14 protein-coding genes are annotated in these 17,225 nt (G+C 43.5%); 13 read left to right on the top strand and 1 reads right to left on the bottom strand.

Annotated elements, in window-relative coordinates:
* Positions 1-37: 37 nt before the first annotated feature.
* The 13 genes from ACT3QQ_RS10005 (at position 38) to ACT3QQ_RS09945 (ending at position 14,745) form a co-directional block, all read left to right on the top strand.
* On the top strand, positions 38-1,390 hold the full coding sequence (locus ACT3QQ_RS10005; RefSeq protein ID WP_444527896.1) for a Na(+)-translocating NADH-quinone reductase subunit A: 1,353 nt from the start codon (positions 38-40) through the stop codon (positions 1,388-1,390).
* Positions 1,391-1,395: 5 nt separating this feature from the next.
* The gene (locus ACT3QQ_RS10000) at positions 1,396-2,631 is read left to right on the top strand and encodes an NADH:ubiquinone reductase (Na(+)-transporting) subunit B (RefSeq protein WP_057762164.1); all 1,236 of its coding nucleotides are present in this window, start codon (positions 1,396-1,398) and stop codon (positions 2,629-2,631) included.
* On the top strand, positions 2,612-3,514 hold the full coding sequence (locus ACT3QQ_RS09995; RefSeq protein WP_444527895.1) for a Na(+)-translocating NADH-quinone reductase subunit C: 903 nt from the start codon (positions 2,612-2,614) through the stop codon (positions 3,512-3,514). Before ACT3QQ_RS10000 ends, ACT3QQ_RS09995 begins: the two co-directional genes overlap by 20 nt.
* A gap of 1 nt (position 3,515) precedes the next feature.
* A complete protein-coding gene (locus ACT3QQ_RS09990) occupies positions 3,516-4,187 on the top strand; it encodes an NADH:ubiquinone reductase (Na(+)-transporting) subunit D (RefSeq protein ID WP_444520089.1) in 672 nt (223 codons plus the stop codon).
* Positions 4,187-4,795 carry an NADH:ubiquinone reductase (Na(+)-transporting) subunit E gene (gene nqrE, locus ACT3QQ_RS09985; RefSeq protein WP_011281361.1) on the top strand — a complete coding sequence of 203 codons (609 nt, stop codon included), beginning with the start codon at positions 4,187-4,189 and terminating at the stop codon, positions 4,793-4,795. Before ACT3QQ_RS09990 ends, nqrE begins: the two co-directional genes overlap by 1 nt.
* A 122-nt stretch (positions 4,796-4,917) precedes the next feature.
* Complete coding sequence (gene nqrF, locus ACT3QQ_RS09980; RefSeq protein WP_102078341.1) at positions 4,918-6,153, top strand: NADH:ubiquinone reductase (Na(+)-transporting) subunit F; 1,236 nt, start codon at positions 4,918-4,920, stop codon at positions 6,151-6,153.
* A 176-nt stretch (positions 6,154-6,329) separates the two neighbouring features.
* Entirely contained in the window at positions 6,330-7,130 is an 801-nt protein-coding gene (locus ACT3QQ_RS09975; protein ID WP_444527894.1) for an SDR family NAD(P)-dependent oxidoreductase, read from the top strand.
* A gap of 123 nt (positions 7,131-7,253) precedes the next feature.
* Positions 7,254-8,396: an FAD:protein FMN transferase gene (locus tag ACT3QQ_RS09970; protein WP_444527893.1), complete on the top strand. Its 1,143-nt coding sequence runs from the start codon at positions 7,254-7,256 to the stop codon at positions 8,394-8,396.
* A gap of 186 nt (positions 8,397-8,582) precedes the next feature.
* Complete coding sequence (gene nqrM, locus ACT3QQ_RS09965) at positions 8,583-8,828, top strand: (Na+)-NQR maturation NqrM (protein WP_444527892.1); 246 nt, start codon at positions 8,583-8,585, stop codon at positions 8,826-8,828.
* 370 nt (positions 8,829-9,198) lie between these two features.
* A complete protein-coding gene (locus ACT3QQ_RS09960) occupies positions 9,199-10,431 on the top strand; it encodes an MFS transporter (protein ID WP_444527891.1) in 1,233 nt (410 codons plus the stop codon).
* Between the two features lie 150 nt (positions 10,432-10,581).
* Entirely contained in the window at positions 10,582-11,415 is an 834-nt protein-coding gene (locus ACT3QQ_RS09955; protein WP_444527890.1) for an arylesterase, read from the top strand.
* On the top strand, positions 11,412-12,137 hold the full coding sequence (locus tag ACT3QQ_RS09950) for an ABC transporter ATP-binding protein (RefSeq protein ID WP_444527889.1): 726 nt from the start codon (positions 11,412-11,414) through the stop codon (positions 12,135-12,137). Before ACT3QQ_RS09955 ends, ACT3QQ_RS09950 begins: the two co-directional genes overlap by 4 nt.
* Positions 12,138-12,171: 34 nt before the next feature.
* On the top strand, positions 12,172-14,745 hold the full coding sequence (locus ACT3QQ_RS09945; RefSeq protein WP_444527903.1) for an ABC transporter permease: 2,574 nt from the start codon (positions 12,172-12,174) through the stop codon (positions 14,743-14,745).
* A 283-nt stretch (positions 14,746-15,028) separates the two neighbouring features.
* Here the strand turns inward: ACT3QQ_RS09945 and ACT3QQ_RS09940 are convergent, their stop codons facing one another.
* Complete coding sequence (locus ACT3QQ_RS09940) at positions 15,029-16,951, bottom strand: P-loop NTPase fold protein (RefSeq protein ID WP_444527888.1); 1,923 nt, start codon at positions 16,949-16,951, stop codon at positions 15,029-15,031.
* Between the last annotated feature and the right edge of the window lie 274 nt (positions 16,952-17,225).

Here is a 17,225-nt window from a genome sequence, read left to right as displayed (position 1 = left end):
CTGGTATCGTTTTAGACTATGGACTAAGTTTTCGCTTATGATTACCATCAAAAAAGGTTTGGATTTGCCCATCACTGGTGAACCCTCCCGCGAGATATCTGAGCACCAACCGACACATGTAGCACTTGTTGGCTATGATTATGTGGGTATGAAGCCCACTATGAATGTCAAAGAAGGTGACATTGTAGCCAAAGGTCAGCCCGTTTTTGAAGACAAAAAACGTGTTGGCGTGATCTACACTGCCCCTGCTGCCGGTAAGGTCGTCGCTGTTAAACGTGGCGAACGTCGAGTGTTTGAGAGTCTTGTGATTGCGGTCGACCCAAATGGTGAAGAAGTAGACTTTGAGCGCTATGACTCACAGCAGCTTGCTGACCTAGACTCTGAAGTCGTTGAAACCCAACTGATTGCCTCCGGCGAATGGACAGCGTTCCGTACGCGTCCTTATAGCCGCGCACCTGAAATCGGCGCTCGTCCACATGCCATCTTTGTCACAGCGATGGATACCAATCCACTCGCCGCTGACCCGATGCTTGTGATCAATGAGCAGCTACAAGCGTTCAATGATGGACTTGCTGTATTATCTACACTTAGTCCAAAGACCTTTGTATGCCATCATGGCGATACACAATTGACGCCAGTTACAAAAACTGCAGCTAGTAATGTCACTGAGTATCATGGTTTTGCTGGTAAGCATCCAGCTGGTCTTGCTGGTACGCACATTCATTTCTTGCATCCTATCAGCCGCGGTGTGACCGTATGGACGATTGGTTATCAAGACGTGATCGCAATCGGTAAATTGTTTACGACAGGTCGTCTATATACGCGCCGCATGGTGAGCTTAGCAGGACCTGCTGTTACTAACCCGCATTTGGTTATGACTGAACGTGGTGCTGATATTACTGCTTTAACCAAAGGTAAGTTAGCAGCTGGCGAGAACCGTATCATTTCAGGTTCAGTACTGTCTGGTCGCAAAGTGTTTGAAAACATTGCATATATTGGTCGTTTTCACAATCAGATCAGCGTATTAACTGAAGGCCGTGAGCGTCCCGCGTTCCATTTCTTTTCTCCAGGTAAAAACCGCTTCTCAAAACTGCCTATCTACATCTCGCAGTTCTTTGGTGGCAAAAAATATAACTTTACCACCACAAGTAACGGCTCACCACGAGCCATGGTACCAATCGGTGTCTATGAAGAAGTCATGCCACAAGATTACCTACCAACTCAATTACTACGTGCATTGATTGTCGAAGACATCATTAGCGCAGTAGATTTGGGTGTGCTTGAACTGGACGAAGAAGATTTGGCACTATGCACCTTTGTATCTCCTGGCAAATATGAGTTCGGTGATATTTTGCGTGATAACTTAACGCGCATTGAGCTGGAGGGCTAACCACGATGAAATTTTTACACAATATGTTCGATCGTATGGAGCCATCTTTCACCAAAGGCGGCAAACACGAAAAGTACTACGCTATTTTTGAGATGTTTGATACGTTCTTACGTCAACCAAGCTCAACTACCTATGCGTCATCGCATGTACGTGACGGCATTGACTTAAAACGTATTATGATTACCGTATGGCTATGTACCTTCCCAGCGATGTTTTGGGGTATGTACAATATCGGTCATCAAGCACTAACCGCTATCGCTCAGCTTGGCTTACAGCCTGAAGGCTGGCGTACTGTTATCACTAGCATGGCAGGCTATAACCCAGACAGTATTTGGGCAAGCTTCGTCTATGGTGCGATGCAGTTTTTACCTATTTATATCGTGACGTTTGCAGTAGGTATTCTCTGTGAGATTATCTTTGCTGTTGTCCGCGGACACGAAGTCAACGAAGGTTTCTTTGTGACTTCAGTTCTATTTGCATTATGCCTACCACCTGATATTCCTTTATGGCAAGTTGCCCTAGGTATTATCTTCGGTGTAGTCGTTGCAAAAGAAGTGTTCGGTGGTACGGGTAAAAACTTCCTTAACCCTGCCCTATCGGGTCGTGCATTCCTATACTTTGCTTATCCAGCCTATATGTCTGGTGACTCAGTATGGACGGCAGTAGACGGTTTCTCAGGCGCGACGCCGCTAGGCCTCGCAGCTCTTGGTGTGGTTCCTCAGGACTTCGTTGATGTCTATGGTAATGCGATTACTTGGAGTGATGCATTCTTAGGTAACATGCAAGGTAGTATCGGTGAAGTATCGACACTCGCTATCCTTATGGGTGCAGCAGTGTTGCTATGGACGCGTATTGCTTCTTGGCGCATTATGGCAGGTTGTGTGGTCGGTCTGATTGCTACCTCTCTTGTGTTCAACATGATTGGCTCTGAAGACAACATGATGATGAGCTTGCCGTTCTACTGGCACTTAGTTATCGGTGGCTTCGCTTTCGGTGCTGTATTTATGGCAACTGATCCAGTATCAGCTGCACATACAAACAAAGGTCGCTGGGCTTACGGTATCCTAATTGGTTTTATGACTGTATTGATTCGCGTCATCAACCCTGCTTTCCCAGAAGGCATCATGCTGGCCATTCTATTCGCCAACTTATTTGCTCCATTGTTTGATTACTTTGTGACTCAAGCAAATATCAAACGCCAAACCGCTCGGAGGGTTCGCTATGTCCAAGCCCAAAAGTAATAACGCGAAAACCATCAGTGTGGCTTTGACGCTATGCTTGGTGTGTTCAGTATTGGTCTCAGCAGTGGCTGTTGGTCTAAAGCCTGCACAAATTGAAAACGCACGTCTAGACCGTAACAAGAATATCTTGGTTGCTGCTGATCTATACGATGCTGAATCTGATACTGCAGATGATGTCGCTGAACGATTCAAAGATTTTGACGTAGAAATTATTGACTTAAACGAAGGTAGTTATGTCGATGATGCGACACTAGCAGATGCAGGTATTCCTGATCGTAATGCTTATGACGCCAGTCAAGCGACAAAAAACCAAGCATTAAGTGAAGACTTGGGTGATAACGACCCTGCTGGTATTGGTCGTAAGCCAAAATATGCCAAAGTCTATGTCAAAAATGATGACGCAGGTCAGCCAGAAACAGTTGTATTACCAATTCAAGGCTACGGTCTATGGGGTACTATCTATGGTTTCTTAACGCTCGAAAGTGATATGAATACCATCAAAGGTATCAGTTTCTACGAGCATAAAGAAACTCCGGGTCTTGGTGCTCGCATCGAAGAGCCAGAATGGCGTGCAAAGTGGAGCGGTATCGAGTCTTATGACGAGAATGGTAACGTTGCCACTGGTGTAACTAAAGCTGGTAATCCAAAAGAGAACTGGGTTGATGGCATCAGCGGTGCAACATTGACTAGCCGCGGTGTTAGCAACATGATTCAATTTTGGTTAGGCGAGCAAGGTTATAAGCCTTATTTAGACACGCTACGTGAAAAGAGTGGCCAAACGGTTGAAGATGCAGACACACAAGCAAATCAACCAAAGCCGGCAGCTCAACCTGAAACCGAATTGGCAGCCAAGCTACCAGTAGCAAACGGCAAGGAGGCATAACATGGCTGACACTAAAAGCATTTTAACCACGCCTATCTTTGATAATAACCCTATTGCCCTACAGATCCTTGGTATCTGTTCGGCATTGGCTGTCACCACCAGCATGGCTAACGCTATGGTCATGTGTGTGGCATTGACCTTGGTAACGGCATTTTCAAGCTTCTTTATCTCGATCATTCGTAAACAGATTCCATCAAGTATTCGTATCATCGTACAGATGACCATTATTGCTTCGTTGGTTATCTTGGTTGATCAGGTACTAAAAGCAGTCGCTTATGACGTCAGTAAAGGTCTATCTGTCTTTGTTGGTCTGATCATCACTAACTGTATCGTTATGGGCCGTGCTGAAGCATTTGCTATGAGCAATCCACCAATTCCAAGCTTTTTAGATGGTATTGGTAACGGTCTTGGTTATTCAGCAGTATTGCTATTCGTCGCAACTATCCGTGAGCTATTGGGTGCTGGTACTTGGTTCGGTATGACTATCTTGCAGCCAGTCACTGATGGTGGTTGGTACATACCAAACGGTCTATTACTGTTACCACCTTCAGCGTTCTTTATCATTGGTTTGTTCATCGCTATTGTCCGTATCTGGAAGCCAGAACAAGTTGAAGAAGCTGAGTTTGTAATGAAGCCGCAGTCTAAAGGCATGGCACATGGAGGCGGTCACTAATGGGACATTATGTTAGTTTATTTATAACCTCAGTCTTTATTGAGAACATGGCGCTTGCCTACTTCTTAGGCATGTGTACTTTTTTGGCCGTATCCAAAAAAGTCTCTACAGCGATTGGTCTAGGTGTTGCGGTTGTTGTCGTGATGGCAATTACTGTTCCACTAAACAACTTACTATTCCAGTTCATCCTAAAAGATGGTGCGCTGGCATGGGCAGGTTTCCCTGATATCGACTTGAGCTTCTTAGGATTGCTAAGTTATATCGGTTTGATTGCAGCCACCGTACAGATTCTAGAGATGTTCTTGGACAAGTTTGTACCGAGTCTATATAACGCACTTGGGGTATTCTTACCACTAATCACCGTAAACTGTGCCATCTTGGGTGGTGTACTATTTATGGTTGAGCGTGACTATAACTTTGGTGAATCTGTTGTCTATGGTGTGGGTGCAGGCTTCGGTTGGGCACTTGCTATTACAGCATTGGCGGGTATCCGTGAAAAGCTAAAATACTCAGACATTCCAGCTCCGCTGCGTGGTCTTGGTATTACTTTTATCACGGTTGGTCTTATGTCGCTCGGCTTTATGTCGTTCGGTGGTATGTCCATCTAAACCGCTAAGCTCAAAGCTTTCATTAGCTATTTGACTTATTTAATTCATTTATTCGGTAGAGGTTTGGGTACAGCATAGATTATGCTCCCACACCCCTACCCCATAGATTAAGGATACCTACCATGGATTACGCTACGGCGATTGGTGGCGTTGCTATGTTTACCTTGATCATCATGGGCCTTGTCGCTATTATTTTGGCGGCACGCTCAAGACTGGTCAGTTCAGGCGATGTCACTATCCATATTAATGATAATCCCGATAATGATGTGGTGACACCAGCTGGCGGCAAACTACTACAAACACTAGCGGGCGAAGGTATATTTTTATCTTCAGCTTGTGGTGGTGGTGGTACTTGTGCACAGTGTCGTTGCCGCGTTATTGAAGGTGGTGGTTCTATTTTGCCCACCGAAGAAGGCTATTTTACTCAAGGTGAAATTCGCAATCACATGCGCTTGGCTTGTCAGGTAGCTGTTAAGCAAGACATGAAAATTGAGATTGATCCTGAGTTCTTTGATGTACAGAAATGGGAATGTGAAGTTATCTCTAATGATAACGTCGCTACCTTCATTAAAGAGCTGGTACTAAAAATTCCAGAAGGCGAAGAAGTAAACTTCCGCGCTGGTGGTTATGTACAGTTGGAAGCGCCACCGCATGAAGTACACTACAAAGACTTTGTGGTTGATGAAGAATATAGAGAAGACTGGGAGAAATTCGGCATCTTCAACTATGTCTCAAAAGTTGATGAGCCAGTTATCCGTGCTTACTCAATGGCCAACTATCCTGAAGAGAAAGGCCTCATCAAATTTAACATTCGTATCGCAAGTCCACCGCCACGTGGTCCTGACGGTATCCCACCAGGCAAAATGTCTTCATGGGTATTTAGCTTAGTACCTGGTGACAAAGTGACAGTTTCAGGTCCTTATGGTGAATTCTTTGCCAAGAAGACCGAAGCTGAAATGATCTTTGTCGGTGGTGGTGCTGGTATGGCTCCAATGCGTTCACATATCTTTGATCAGCTCAAACGTCTGAATACTGATCGTAAGATTAGCTTCTGGTATGGTGCTCGTTCTATTCGTGAGATGTTCTACGTTGAAGACTATGATCAGCTAGAAGAAGAATTTGATAACTTTGAGTGGCATGTTGCACTGTCTGACCCATTACCAGAAGATAACTGGGAAGGTCCAACAGGCTTTATCCATAACGTATTGCTCGAAAACTATCTGAAAGATCATCCAAACCCAGAAGATTGTGAATACTACATGTGTGGGCCACCGATGATGAACGCTGCCGTCATCGACATGCTACACAGCATGGGCGTGGAAGACGAAAACATTATGCTTGATGATTTCGGTGGTTAAGTTAGATGATTAATCTGACACAACAAATCTAAGAATAAAAAAGAGAGTCTCAATTGAGGCTCTTTTTTTGTGCGATTTCTACACTTAGTCGTGGCTTTAAAGGCTACAAATCTAGCTAGTAGAATAGCTTTATTATCCTATATCATGGACTATCTAAATATTGAGAAAGGACTCTTATGAAAACGAAATACAAAGATCTGACCATTTGGATTACAGGTGCTTCTAGCGGTATTGGACAAGCATTAGCCGTTGCGTTCGCCAAGCGCGGAGCTAGAATTATTCTAAGTGGACGTGACAGCGATAAGTTAGAGGTGGTCAAAAATAGCTGCAAACGTACTAACAAACATATTGTCATTCCTTTTGATATTGCTGATGCCAATCAAACCAAAGAAGCCTACGCTACTGCTAAAGCTCAGACTGGAAAAATCGATTGGCTCATCAACAATGCTGGTATCAGTCAACGCTCACTTATCATGGACACGGCTGAAGAAGTTGAACGCCAACTCATGGAAATAGATTACTTTGCCCAGACGCGTCTTACTAGATTGGCGTTGCCTGATATGATCGCTCAAGGCGGCGGCAAAGTAGTGATGGTTTCAAGTGTGGCAGGTTTATTGGGTACACAATATCGCGGTGCTTATGGGGCAGCCAAGGCAGCACTACATATGTGGGCAAACAGCTTACGAGCTGAACTACATGATCAAGGCATAGAAGTAGCCACGATATTTCCGGGGTTTATCCAGACCAATGTCTCTATTAATGCGTTAACTGGCGACGGTAGCGCACAGGGTACGATGGATGAAGCGACTAATAACGGTCTGACTTCAACTGAATTTGCTAAACAAGTCGTTAAGGCGCTTACCAAGGGAGAGGAATATATCATCGTCGCTGGGCGCAAAGAAAAGCTGGCCACGCGGGTCAACCGAATCTCTCCATCAAAACTCTATAAGCTCATACGTGAGTCACAAGTGAAATAAGCCGCTCAACCGAACGAATTGTCGCTGAATAGTGCGTTCGTTGGTATTTTGGGGTTCAAGGGGTGTAAAATAAGCGTGGCTTGTTTTACACCCTACTCATTTCTACGCCATACCGAAAATATTATGAAAAACACGATATCCAGCTCAACTTCCAAAAAAATTACGCACCTTACCTTAGTAGGCATCGTTGGTCTTGCCAGTACTTTAGGTCTTAGTGCTTGCCAGCAAACCCCAGACTATAATTATCTGATCGGTGAGACAATGGGGACGAGCTATCATATTAGCTATCAGTTACCTGATGATGCAGACGAAGCGGCCATACAAGCTGCGGTAGATGAACGTCTAAAACAAATTAACGATAGTATGTCGACTTATCAAAACGACTCAACGATATCTACCTTTAATCGTTTGGGCAAAGACAAACCTATTACTATCGATGCTGACTTTAGTCGCGTGTTAGATGTGTCACAAACTGTTTATCAACAATCTGGCGGCGCTTTTGATCCTACCGTTATGCCATTAGTAAATACCTGGGGTTTTGGGAGCACCATGACTGTTGAGCGTCTACAGAGTCCACCGACCGCCGTTGAGATTGCACAAGCCGAAGCATTAGTAGATTTTGAGAGCATCATAAAAAAAGACGATACTATCTACAAAACTAAGGACGGCGTTGGTTTAGATTTTTCTGCTGTTGCCAAAGGTTATGGTGTCGATGTCATCGCTGACGTACTGAGAGATGATTATCAGATTCGTAATTATATGGTTGAGATTGGCGGTGAAATTGCTACCTCTGGTGTGAATAATCAGCAGCAGCCATGGCAAATTGCTATTGACGCCCCTATTGAAGGCAGCACTGTCAGCGAGCGACAAACCATATCTGCTATTCGCCAACCAAGAAACACGGCAAGCCAAATGCATTTAGCGACCTCTGGCAATTATCGAAACTCTGTCATATTTGATGGCAAACGCTATAGCCATACTATAGATCCGACAACGGGCAATCCTATTGCAGGCGGCGCACCTTCAGTCACTGTCGCCGCAGATTCTGTTGCGTTGGCGGATGCATGGGCAACCGCGCTTACCGCAATGCCTTACCAAAAAGCGTTAGACCTCGCTAAAACGCAAAATCTAGCGGCCATGTTCGTCGTACTAGCTGATGATATAAAGGAAAGCGGCTCTAACGAAGCACCTGACGACGACATTGATGACTGGCAAGTGGTACAGACCCCAGCGATGCAAGCTTTACGTGCTGACAAAAAGCTCTAAACATATTCTAAGGCTTTAAAGTTACTGGTGAGTGATAGATGTGAAACAAGAGAATACGTTAACGCATAACGAGCTGCACTAAAATTTGTTATACTATTATACAGTTGTTATTAAAGGTGTTTAACTGTCGCTAACTCAAGTAGCACTACTAATGACTGCCCTACTTTTAAAAACGAGGTTTCCTCTATGCTTAGCCAACTGCTTCCTATGCTTGCCATTACCTTTACTGTATTTGTCCTATTCTTCATTTTTATGGGCGTCGGTTATATGGTCAAGAAAAAGCCGCTTAGAGGATCTTGTGGCGGTGTTGCCAAATTGATGGGCGATGAAAATTGCTCGTTCTGTGGTAATGATCCCAATAAGTGCGATTCATTGATTGCTGAGCAACAAGAGAGTGCCTTAAGAGCTGCTCAATTGGGTAAATCAGTTTAAAAGCCCGTTAGTTACCATATGCTGGTAGCATTTACCTAACATATGTTCTTATAATAGCGTCAAGTCATCTAAAAGTGACTTGGCGCTATTTTTGTTGTGCGATAAAACTTCCTATTATCGCAATCTCTTATTATCACTGCTCTGAAGCAGTAATTCGAAGTAACCACACCTACATTTTGACTAACCTGCCTACCAACTTATCAAAGTCAGTTCAGCAAATTGTATGTCTTACGCGCTACACATATTTTTCGGTCTGATTTACGATATGGTTTACCGTCTGGGTAAATGCTCTCTGGTGTTATTTTATAAGCGGCTATTTTTTAGCGCTGATGAATAACGTGTTCTTTTCCGCTGTTATCGTTGTGCTGCTATGTCTACCTCGTCCAATCTATCTTCTACATCTGGTCTACCCTCGTCACGCTTTACCTTTTGGTTGGTGCTGTGTGCCATGGTTCTGCTAGCCATCAATATGCGTGCGCCTATTGTCGCGCTAGGTTCTATTGCCCCAGTGGTCAAAGACGCGCTTGATATCTCTGAGTTTCAGATAGGTTGGTTAGGGGCTATTCCTATGCTGAGCTTTGCCATTGGAGCTTTGATTTCTCCAGCAATTGGTAAACGATTCGGGCTAGAGAATACGCTGATTGCCATGATTGGACTGTTGACGCTAGGGATGATTATTCGTACTGCTATCCCGACATGGGGTGGGTTTCTCATTGGTACCTTGTTGCTTACCCTCGCTATCGGCTTCGCTAATACTTTGGCAGCGCCTGTTATCAAACAGCGTACCCCGCAACATATTCCGCTGATTACTGGTCTGTTAAGTCTCACGATGACCATAGCAGCAGGTATTGTCGCAGGTGTGGTACTCCCGTTATCTGAACAGGTAGGTTGGCAGTGGGCGCTGGGTGGTTGGACGATTTTAAGTATTTTTGCCTTCGTAATTTGGCTATTCTTGCGTGTGCGTTTGGGCTCATCTAACCATCAAGCAGTTATCCCTGCAGCATTAGGCGCTTCTGAAATCTCCATGTGGCGAACCACCTTTGCGTGGCAGATAGCTATTTTTATGGGATTACAGTCTTTGCTGTTTTACACCATCGCCAGTTTTTTACCGTCAATTTGGGTCAGTAAAGGGCTATCGGCTGTCAGTGCAGGACAAATGAATGCCGTGTTCCAGTTTATGGCGCCTATTTCTATTTTAAGCTTAACGTGGCTGGTCAACCGCGGTCGTCCTATTCAAGCGTTAGCAGTGTTTGCCGCTGTGCTAAATGTCGTTGGTATATTGGGCGTCAGTTACCTCTCAACTGACTTAGCGTGGCTATGGTCGGGCATGATGGGCATGGGCTGTGCGGCAATTTTTACTCTATGTATGATGTTGTTCTCTATGCGCACCTATACGACCAATCAAGCAAGTGAGCTGTCAGGTATGGCTCAAGCAGTCGGTTATGTCATTGCGTTTTTTGGACCGTTAGGTACAGGCTGGCTGCATGAAATGACAGATAGCTGGAGTATGCCGCTTTTTATCATGCTGATACTGATGATTGCTAACGTAGTGATTGCTTGGCTTGTTAGTCGTCCAGTGATGGTCGATAGTAAAACTATTTGAGTTGAAGCAGGCTTTTGCAATTAGCCTTTGTTGTCTACAAGACTATGATTGCTAAAGCGCAATAAAGCGGTCTTAAATTAACCTTAGGGCAATATTGGTCGCTGTCTTATTTTGCTACACTGGCTTGATTGCATATAGGACTCAACACTCATGATAAAAATTCCTACTCATTTTGCTCAGCGCTTGCCTGCTATTGCCATACTTGCAGTTGTCATAGCGATCAGTGGCTGCCAAAAAGAGGCTGAAACTACCGCTGCTAATGATACGCAGAGTACCAATACTGAAACGACCAACAGCCAAACTAGCACTGCGCCAGTAGCAACTGAAGCCGCATCGTCAACTGAACAGCAGAGCGATTCGCCTTTGACGATATTGGCGCTTGGTGACTCACTGACTGAAGGACTAGGAGTCGATGGTAACGCCAACTACCCTGCGCAGTTAGAAGCCAGCCTAAAAGAGCTCGGCTATACCAATGCCAAGGTCATCAACTCAGGCTTGAGTGGTGAAACCAGCACTGGCTTGGTCAATCGACTGGATTGGGTGGCGCAGACCGAACCTGATATTACTATCTTGACGATTGGTGCCAATGATGCCATGCGTGGCCTAGATGTAGCGACCATTGAGGAGAATATCCGTACTGCGGTTAAGCGTCTGCAAGACAATGGCAGTGAGGTAATCTTGGGCGGTATGTCGATCTATGACAATCTAGGTAATGACTATGTTTCCGCGTTTTCAGACATCTACCCTCGTGTGGCAGAGGATATGGATGTCCCTCTTATTCCTTTCTTTTTAGAAGGCGTGGGCGGTGATCCTGATCTCAACCAAGCAGATGCCATTCACCCGACTAAAGATGGCTACACGATTATCGTCAATGACAATATCCTACCTATTTTAAAGCCTGAGCTTAAAAAGCTGCAAGCCAGCAATACCTCTGATGCAACAGCGTCAACCACTACTAACGCGCCAACTGAGACCACGCAATGACCTCATCAAATTCAGCTGATACAGCGCCGCCTAGCACAACAGAAAAAGCCTTATTGACCGCCACGCATTTAAACAAAACCGTGCAAGTCGGTGAACAAACACTATCCATTATTAAAGACGTGAACGTTTATATCAATGCAGGCGAGTTTGTGGTCATCATGGGTAAGTCTGGCTCTGGTAAATCGACTTTATTAGGACTATTAGCAGCATTAGATTACCCAGACAATGGCACTGTCGAGCTGGCAGGTCAAATGCTCAGTAGCCTTGATGAAGACGCACTAGCGGCTATCCGTCAGCGTGATATGGGCTTTGTGTTTCAGTCATTTCACCTATTGCCAACCTTGACGGTAGCTGAAAACATTGCCTTTCCGCTAGATATCGCACGGCAGCCAAACCCTGCACGAGTCGATGAATTAATCGAAGCCGTTGGACTCGGTCACAGACGAGACAGTTTGCCCAACCAATTATCTGGCGGTGAGCAGCAACGTACTGCTGTCGCCCGCGCATTGGTGTCGCATCCCAAAATCGTATTCGCTGATGAACCTACGGGCAACTTGGATGAGCAAAACGCCGACCAAGTGATGCAGCTATTGTTGGATTTACGACAGAAAGTTGGCTCGGCATTGGTGGTCGTGACCCATGACCCTGCACTGGCTGAGATGGCAGACCGCGTCATTACGATGCATGATGGCATCATAGATGGATCAGCTGCTAATGGATAAACCTTCTATAGATACCAATGGTAGCACCGACGCTATGACGCAAGACAAAAGTAGCAATCCTTTCAGCGCTCGTACGTTAGGCGCACAGGCTTTGTCTCGCAGTTGGTGGCGACGCTGGGTATACCCGCTGCTGTTTTTGCTCACATTGATGCTATCGCTAGCCACTTATCTGACCTTGGACTCTATCCAACAGTCAGTAAACACCTATGTCAATGACAACCAGCTGGCACTCGTCGGTGGTGACTTAATACTAGAGAGTAAGCAAGACTGGCCTGAGGAAGTCTTGGCGCAAGTCCAGACGTTGCCTGATAGCCAAACGGTCTATGATTATCAGTTCAATGCCATGCTAGTCGCAGCCGACCAGACACTATTGGCGCGTATCAAAGGCGTGAGCGACGCTTATCCTCTATACGGTAACGTCGAGCTGGCGTCAGGCAAGCCATTATCCGAGCAGCTGAGTACCGATAGCGTGGTCGTCGCGCCGGAAGTACTGAGAAGCCTAAACGTCGATATCGGTGACAGTATCACTATTGGTGAGGGAAAATTCACCATCAGTGATGAGTTGATTAGAGAACCAGATCGCCCGCTGACAGCCTTTGGCTTCGGTGGTCGCGTCATGATGCAGCAAGACGCATTAGAATCGACCAACCTCATGGGGCAGCGCAGTCGAGTCAGCTACCAAATCGAGATGGCAGGTACGCCTGAAACGATCGCCACTCAGCGTGAACAGCTGACTCAAATGCTGGTCAATTATCCTGAGATTGAGCTGTCTGACTCTACCTCAGAGGAGACATCTGTCTCACGTATCTCTGACAATGTATTGATGTTCCTAAAATTGCTAGTCATTGCTGTTCTCTTATTGTCTGCGGTTGCCATGTATGGGGTGATTACTGCGTTTGTGTCCAAGCAGCAATCCAACGATGCCATACGCATGGCGCTGGGTGAGACCAATCGTTCGATTAAACGTAGCTATTATTGGCTGCTATTAATCATGGCAGCTTTGGCCTGCGTCGCTGCCGTGTCACTGAGCCTTGTACTGCTCAAGATTGGTCAACCGTATCTGACGGCCATACTGCCAGCAGATTTGGGACTGGCTATCAATCCGATTAGTATCTTCAAAACCATCGTCATCGCCCTTGTCATGACGCTACTGATTACCCAGCGTAGTCTGCGCGCACTTGATGGTACAAAGCCTGCGGTATTGCTAAACCAAGCGTCTGATCAATCATCAAAACGCCTGTCTTGGCAGCAGCGGATACCATTCTTACGCTATGGATTATTACTCATCGGACTCTACGCCTTCCTCGCTTACGAGGTGAACTCTCTAACGTTAGGGGCACAGATACTGGTTGGGTTGATTGTATTTATTGCGGTATTTTGGGCATTGGCACGTGGTTGGCTCAAGCTGCTAGCGCGCATCGCCACTGGCAAAAAAATCAGCTGGATGCAGCGCATTGCGATTCATAATCTGGCGCGCAAAGGCAATCAATCAGCGCTATTCTTTGTGACACTGTCATTATCCGTTGCGGTATTGACCCTTATCACGTCGATCAATCACAGTATCAATGAGCAGTTTATCAACGCCTATCCTGAGGACGCGCCAAATCTGTTTTTATTGGATGTGCAGACCGAGCAGCACGATAAGATCGACAGTATTATCAAAGAACCTGTCACTTATTATCCAGTGATTCGCGCACGTATCGGTACGGCTAATGGCGTGGAGCCCAAAGATATCGACGCGCCAGAAGGCGAAGATGACCCTACTCGCGTGTTCAATCTAAGTTATGCCGATACCATCATGGACACAGAGTTCATTACTGAATCGCTGACTGACGATGCGCTATATACCCCGATTGAAAATCAAGATCCTAGCGCCTCTGCCCTTGAGCAAGTGCAGCCGTTATCTATTTTGGATACGGCAGCCGAGATGCTAAACGTCGGTATGGGCGATCAGATCAGCTTTAATATTCAAGGGATTGAGCTGACTGGAGAGATTACCAGTATTCGCTCGCGTTTCGAGCGTGGTCCGAGTCCGTTTTTCTACTTCTTGTTTGAGCCTAAGATACTGACTAGCGCACCACAAATTCAGTTTGCGACGGCGCATGTCTCTGCTGATGATATTCCTGAGTTGCAAGGTAATCTGGTACGCGAGTTCCCCGCTGTGACCAGTATCGACGGTACGATCATCGCGGAGCAAGTCCAAGGGTTAGTCGCGCAGATGAGCCGCTTGGTGTATATTTTTACCTTGCTTGCCTTGCTGACTGGCATCATGGTGCTCATCAGCTCGCTACTGTCTACGTCACAAGATCGTATGAAAGAGAGTGCGTCGTTTAGACTACTGGGTATGCAAAAGCGTGACTTGTATATGCTCAACATTTTAGAGCTGGGTGTGCTTGGGATTAGTGCAGCGACATTTGCGGTGATTATCGCTACTGGTGGTGCTTGGCTGGCGGTTACTCAGTGGTTTAATCTGCGCTTTAGTGTGCCGTGGGCAAATTTGGGACTTGGCGGTATTGCGTTAGTTGCCTTACTGTTTGCCATTGCCATTATTTATGTGAGATTGGTGATTGGGCGCGGAATTATGGCGCGGGTAAGAGCGATGGTTTAGGGCTGTACCTAACTTTAAAAAGTTGTGCTCAGTTTTGAACTTGCAAAGAAGAACCCCATTAGGGGGTTCTTCCATATTCTATTATCATTCATGTCGGCTAAGCTGAGTGTTATTGTTTGAGCAGTTTCCGTTTCCTTCAAAAGGGTACGCCTGCAACTGGTATAGTCCTTCAAAATAACCGTTCTCATTGGGTTTAAGATGTCTTTCTAATTATACATAAAACTAAAATTTCTTATTTATAAAAAATAAATAGTACATATTTAAATATATTTCATACCTTACTTTAAACATAATAACTTCTAGATATCACACTATAAGGCATAGCACGAAAGTTATTATTTTTTGATTTATTAAATTTCCATTTCCCACTCTTAAGTACTGATTTTTCTAACTTAGTTATTGAAGGTATTAACGTATACCTAATAAATGAATCTAGTTGATACCCACTAATTTTACCTTTTCTTAAAGAAACCTCGGCGTCTAATAAGCAAACCACTGTTTTTAACCAATTTAATTCTTGTGAAAAAAAATATAGACTCGATGTATCATACCTAGACTTAATAGCTTGTATTATTATCTGCCAGTTCTCAGGATGAATATTTAGAAAAGTAGTAACGAAATCTTTAGGTTCAATATATTTTAAAATAGGTATACTGCTATACTTTATATCTTCGCTAGGGTTAGCGACTTTCTGATAAAATATTCTCACCTCCTGTTTCATATAAACCAACAAATTATTAGCTAAATCTGGATATTTTGATATTTTCTGCTCACTTTTTTTAGCTTCGATGTATTTGTACAAATATTCGAATTCAGCTGTATCTCTCTGATGGTAACCAAGTCCCGCCCATGATTCTTTATCAAGAAAACCATCATCATTATCGTCATATAATAGAATATCCTTCTCTATTAAACTGTCAACATACATTTTAGAATCCGCTAATATTTCATCTCTTCCTTTATTAATCAAGTTGATATCAGAAAATAGTAGAAATAAACCAGTTATATGCTTGACGATACCTATTTTCGTATATATTTTTCTATCAAAATCAGACAACACACTTTTTAAAAGTGTATCGAACTCATTATCATTTAGTTCAATATAGTTCCATAGCTTTACCCAATTTTCTCGTGTGTCCTTTTTAAAATACTTAGACTCATGTATAGAATTAATTATTTTATCTTTAGAAATCATCCCCTTGTCGAAAATTTCAATCCATAGTGAAGAATCAAGTAATAATTTCTGATAGTTGAAGTCTAGATATTTTATCCGAATCTCTTTATAAACATTAACAGCCTTATCACCTCCTTCCTCCATAAGACTCATATAATGTAATTTTTGAAAATTCGAAATATCCTTAGGAAAAATATTACCACTCTTTATTTCGAAAGATAATAGTAAAAATATAGATAAAATATGACTAACTACCTCTTTATTTTTTGTTATTTCATCAGGAAATATCTCTATTAATCTCGCAAAATCCATTAACGCTTGTCTCAGATGCCTCAAATTCTGATAGCTTGAAAAACCATAGTATTCCTTTATTAAGGATAAGTTATCTTCAATATATACTTGTATTTTTTCTGGTTTCACTTCTTTCTTGAAGTTATCTATAGCAAGTTCAAATTGCGGTTCAACCTCAAACGTTTTTCCAATTAACTTTTCTTTTATCCTAAAATATTTTTCTTCATTTCCATTTTTTTTGGTCAATATTTCATTTTCGTTAGCTATAAGGATAACTTTATTATCTTTATGTTCAACAAAATAGTTTATATACCCTAGTAAGCTCTCTAAATCTATTGAAGCTCTTTCTAAATCGTCAAATACTAGTATCAATCCTTCTGTTTTAGTCAGATATTCTGACATCTCTATTTCTGGGGCTTTAATCCTAACAAAACCAAGAGCACTCTTGGTTAATTTTCCTGCAATAGCTACACCTTTAGACGATAAAAGAGGGTACAACTCTCTAAAAAACTCATCTTCAATTTCTTTGAAACTAGTAATTCCATATAAACTTACATATAGATATTTCTTTGTGTTAGATTTCGAATCACTAAGACTATTTAGTGCTTTTTTTAGAAACCAAGTTTTACCTACACCCCATGGACCTTTTAAAAGAACCGCGTAATGCGGAGGAGCCTCCAAGTTAAAGTAATAGTTCAAAAAAGACTCAATATGGTCGTTAGGATTGCTTGAATCACTCATATCTGTCAACTCCCGATAGTTTTATTCCATCATACTCTAAAGCCATTATTGGACTTATTTTCATTGTAGCTTTATTATTTATTTACTTCACTATCAATAATTCATTTGATAAGCGATTTAGCTCTGATTGAAGCGTTAGCTCGGTAGACTCTCGCGCTTATACTACCTTTAAATCAAAACGTCTTCCATTTATACAAAGGGCATTTTTTACTTCATAAGCTGTATAGACATATAAACCCATATCAACCTCTCACTTTGCTTATTTTATAGCCCT

It is taken from the genome of Psychrobacter sp. AOP7-A1-24 (assembly GCF_052376235.1).
Classification (GTDB): Bacteria; Pseudomonadota; Gammaproteobacteria; order Pseudomonadales; family Moraxellaceae; genus Psychrobacter.
The sequence above is the reverse complement of the archived record's forward strand: the minus strand, read 5'-3'. Positions and strand labels throughout refer to the sequence as shown.

Excerpts from the sequence above, each read along its gene's own strand:
- ACT3QQ_RS09975 (WP_444527894.1), top strand. The coding sequence starts at position 6,330 with ATGAAAACGAAATACAAAGATCTGACCATTTGGATTACAGGTGCTTCT.
- nqrE (WP_011281361.1), top strand. The coding sequence starts at position 4,187 with ATGGGACATTATGTTAGTTTATTTATAACCTCAGTCTTTATTGAGAAC.
- ACT3QQ_RS09950 (WP_444527889.1), top strand. The coding sequence starts at position 11,412 with ATGACCTCATCAAATTCAGCTGATACAGCGCCGCCTAGCACAACAGAA.
- ACT3QQ_RS09970 (WP_444527893.1), top strand. The coding sequence starts at position 7,254 with ATGAAAAACACGATATCCAGCTCAACTTCCAAAAAAATTACGCACCTT.
- ACT3QQ_RS10005 (WP_444527896.1), top strand. The coding sequence starts at position 38 with ATGATTACCATCAAAAAAGGTTTGGATTTGCCCATCACTGGTGAACCC.
- ACT3QQ_RS09945 (WP_444527903.1), top strand. The coding sequence starts at position 12,172 with ATGACGCAAGACAAAAGTAGCAATCCTTTCAGCGCTCGTACGTTAGGC.
- nqrF (WP_102078341.1), top strand. The coding sequence starts at position 4,918 with ATGGATTACGCTACGGCGATTGGTGGCGTTGCTATGTTTACCTTGATC.
- ACT3QQ_RS09960 (WP_444527891.1), top strand. The coding sequence starts at position 9,199 with ATGTCTACCTCGTCCAATCTATCTTCTACATCTGGTCTACCCTCGTCA.
- nqrM (WP_444527892.1), top strand. The coding sequence starts at position 8,583 with ATGCTTAGCCAACTGCTTCCTATGCTTGCCATTACCTTTACTGTATTT.
- ACT3QQ_RS09995 (WP_444527895.1), top strand. The coding sequence starts at position 2,612 with ATGTCCAAGCCCAAAAGTAATAACGCGAAAACCATCAGTGTGGCTTTG.
- ACT3QQ_RS09940 (WP_444527888.1), bottom strand. The coding sequence starts at position 16,951 with ATGAGTGATTCAAGCAATCCTAACGACCATATTGAGTCTTTTTTGAAC.
- ACT3QQ_RS09990 (WP_444520089.1), top strand. The coding sequence starts at position 3,516 with ATGGCTGACACTAAAAGCATTTTAACCACGCCTATCTTTGATAATAAC.
- ACT3QQ_RS09955 (WP_444527890.1), top strand. The coding sequence starts at position 10,582 with ATGATAAAAATTCCTACTCATTTTGCTCAGCGCTTGCCTGCTATTGCC.
- ACT3QQ_RS10000 (WP_057762164.1), top strand. The coding sequence starts at position 1,396 with ATGAAATTTTTACACAATATGTTCGATCGTATGGAGCCATCTTTCACC.